Below are 2,928 nucleotides of genomic sequence, written 5' to 3' on the forward strand. Positions count from 1 at the left end.
CCATCCCCACCGGCGACGGCGTCTGGCAGGCGGCACCCACCCCGCCCATCTCCACCTACCTCGTCGCCGTCGCCGGTGGGGATGGTGACGCTGTTGGTGAGGACGGTCCAGTTGTCGGGGGCGGTGACGGAGAGTTCGAAGACCGCTTTGAGGTCGGGCTGGTCGAAGGCGGCGTAGACGCGTTGGGCGTCGGTCATGCAGAGCTGGGTGTAGAGGTAGGTCTCGCCGTCGGTGGGGTCGGTGAAGCGGTGCATGCCTTCGCCGGTGCGGGAGTAGCGCATGACGGTGTCGACGCGTAGTTCGTGGGGGCCCGGGGTGAGCTCTGTGAGGGGGAGCCGGTTCTCTTGGAGGGTGTCCAGGTCGAGGTGGTGTCCGTCGAGGGTGGCGGAGCGCAGTTCGGCGGGCTTCAGCTCGACGAAGGTGTCACCGTCGCCGTCGAGGTCCCCGCGTACCGTGAAGGTGATGGTGGTGAGGGAGTCGAACGTGTCGTCGTCGCCGCGCGTCAGGTCGAGTTCGATCCGGTAGCGGTTGACGTCGAGGAGTTCGGCACGGGTCTGCGCTTCGTCGCGCGTCAGTACGGACATGGGTGCCATGCTGCCTGATGGGCGGGGCCCGGCACAGAGGCGGCCTGGTCTGCCGGGGTCGGGCCCGGTGGTCTCGCGGGCCCGGTCGTTTCCGGTCGAGGGCCTGGTCGTTGTCGTTTTGTACGTCGTTTTGTACGTCGTTTTGTACGGTCGTTCTGTGCGCCTGGGGCTATGCGGTGTGGCCTTGTTCCTGTTTTCGGGGGGCGGGTCGCTGGGTGGTGATCGCGGGGGCGTAGTGGGTGGTGGGGTGCTGGTTCTTGACGAGGGTGCGCAGTTCGCGGGCCTCGCGTTCGAGGGAGCGGTATCGCTGGTGGGAGTCGTACAGGTAGCGGACTTTGGTGCGCAGGGTCCAGGGGTCTATGGGTTTCGTGACGAGGTCGGCGACGCCGAGGCGGAAGGCCTCCGAGGTGAGTGCGGGGTTCGGGCCGAATCCGGTGACGAGGACGACCGGGATGAGCTGGGTCTGTTCGACGCCTCGCATGTAGCGGACGACGTCGAGGCCGCTGACGCCGGGCATGCGGACGTCGAGGAGGAGCAGGCCGACCTGGCCTCGTAGGACTTCCTTGAGCGCGTCGTCGCCGCTGGTGGCCCGCGTCAGCTGGTAGCCGAGCGGGGCCAGGGCGCTTTCCAGTGCGTAGAGCGTGTCCTCGTGGTCGTCGACTATGAGGATCTTGGCATCCGGTGGCATGGAGCGAAGTCCCCTCGCTTGGACCGACAGCTTGAGTCCGAACCGACTGGCAGGCAGTGCTTAGGGAGTGCTAGTGCTCAGCGCAGGATGCCTCATTTCGGCGCGCACGCCGAGGGGGTGGGACCGACATCGGCTGGAGAATCGGCGCGCGCCGGGGGCCGCGGGTGGTCATTCCCGGGGGTTGGTGTTCTCCGCGATGCGCTCGTGATGGCGGATGACCTCGGCAATGATGAAGGTGAGCAGTTTTTCCGCGAAGGCCGGGTCGAGGTTGGCGTTTTCGGCCAGTGTGCGGAGTCTGGCGATCTGCTGGGCCTCGCGGGACGGGTCGGCGGGCGGCAGTTGGTGGGCGGCTTTGAGGTGGCCGACCTGCTGGGTGCATTTGAAGCGCTCGGCGAGCATGTGGACGACGGCGGCGTCGATGTTGTCGATGCTCTCGCGCAGCCGGGCGAGTTCGGCGCGGACGGCCGGGGCGACGTCACTCGCGTTGCCGGGGTTGCCTGGTTTGCCCGCGTTGCCTGTGTTGCTGGTGGTCATGGATGGCAACCCTACGTGGCGCGCTTCGGGTGGTGGGCGGCCGTTCGGTGATCGGCGGATCGGCGGGGTCGGGGGCCTGGTTGCTCCACCCCCACGTGCCGGTCGGTCTAAGGTGGAACGAGCTTCGGGGCCTCTCTGGGGGTGCGGGCGTGGCGAACGGCGGTCCGGTCAAGCACGGTTACCCGCACCTGGAGACGGTGCGCGCGGCGGTCACTGCGCTGTACAGGCGGCTCTCGTACGACACCGTCCACGCGTTCGCCACCAGCGTGGCCCCCGTCGACGTGGCGTTCTGCGACACGGACGACCTGTATCTGGGCGCGCAGCGGGTGGCCCGCGAGCTGGTGCGTCACTTCCGGCTGCCGGACGCCCGGCTGATCGTGAGCTTCCGGGAGATGGAGCACGCGGCGAACGTCGAGCTCACCGCGGGCCCGGAGTACTTCATCGAGCTGAACGACCGCTTCCGCACCCACCGGCGGGACATCGGCGCCGCGCTGGCGCACGAGGTGATGCACGTCTATCTGCACCGCCTCGGCCTGTCCTTCCCCGGCACCCGCGACAACGAGATCCTCACGGACACGGCGACGACATATCTCGGCGCGGGCTGGCTGCTGCTCGACGCGTACCGGGAGGACGCGTCGTCCTCGCAGAAGCTCGGCTATCTGACGCCGGAGGAGTTCGGGTATGTGCTGGCCAAGCGTTCCCTGGTGTTCGGCGAGGACCCGGCCACCTGGTTCACCAGCCCGCAGGCGTACACGGCGTACACGAGGGGCTTGGCGCAGGCCCGGCAGGACGAGCGGCAGCCGCCGTTGACCGCGGCGGGGTGGGCGGGGCGGCGGCGCTATGCGAAGGAGCGCCGCCACGCGCAGGACCGTGTCGTCGCGGCCGTACGGGGTGACGTTCGGGGCGATGGGCGGAACATTGCGCCGGGTGACGTGCCGTACGCCTTCACGCCGGACGGCGGCGGGCCGCTGCGGGTCTCGTTTCCCTGTCCGACCTGTCATCAGCGGATTCGGGTGCCGGTACGGGGGCGGGTTCGGGCGCGCTGCGGGCTTTGTCGCACTGTGCTGGACTGCGATACGTAGTGCTGCCGCGAACCTGTGTGGGTGTGGATGTGGGTGGGGG

At 68.8% G+C, this 2,928-nt stretch carries 4 protein-coding genes; 1 reads left to right on the forward strand and 3 read right to left on the reverse strand.

The window, feature by feature from the left end; genetic code table 11:
* From AOK01_RS37080 to AOK01_RS37090, 3 genes are all read right to left on the reverse strand, one after another.
* On the reverse strand, positions 1-593 hold a 593-nt coding region (locus AOK01_RS37080; protein ID WP_483855258.1), incomplete at its 3' end, for a gluzincin family metallopeptidase.
* Between the two features lie 160 nt (positions 594-753).
* Positions 754-1,272: a response regulator gene (locus tag AOK01_RS37085; RefSeq protein WP_079104066.1), complete on the reverse strand. Its 519-nt coding sequence runs from the start codon at positions 1,270-1,272 to the stop codon at positions 754-756.
* A 168-nt stretch (positions 1,273-1,440) separates the two neighbouring features.
* Positions 1,441-1,806 carry a chorismate mutase gene (locus AOK01_RS37090; RefSeq protein WP_055519545.1) on the reverse strand — a complete coding sequence of 122 codons (366 nt, stop codon included), beginning with the start codon at positions 1,804-1,806 and terminating at the stop codon, positions 1,441-1,443.
* A 149-nt stretch (positions 1,807-1,955) separates the two neighbouring features.
* Between AOK01_RS37090 and AOK01_RS37095 the strand changes: the two genes are divergently transcribed.
* A complete protein-coding gene (locus AOK01_RS37095; protein WP_055519547.1) occupies positions 1,956-2,888 on the forward strand; it encodes a hypothetical protein in 933 nt (310 codons plus the stop codon).
* Positions 2,889-2,928: the final 40 nt, after the last annotated feature.

The sequence above is a fragment of the Streptomyces aurantiacus genome, assembly GCF_001418335.1.
Classification (GTDB): domain Bacteria; phylum Actinomycetota; class Actinomycetes; order Streptomycetales; family Streptomycetaceae; genus Streptomyces; species Streptomyces aurantiacus.

Excerpts from the sequence above, each read along its gene's own strand:
- AOK01_RS37085 (WP_079104066.1), bottom strand. The coding sequence starts at position 1,272 with ATGCCACCGGATGCCAAGATCCTCATAGTCGACGACCACGAGGACACG.
- AOK01_RS37090 (WP_055519545.1), bottom strand. The coding sequence starts at position 1,806 with ATGACCACCAGCAACACAGGCAACGCGGGCAAACCAGGCAACCCCGGC.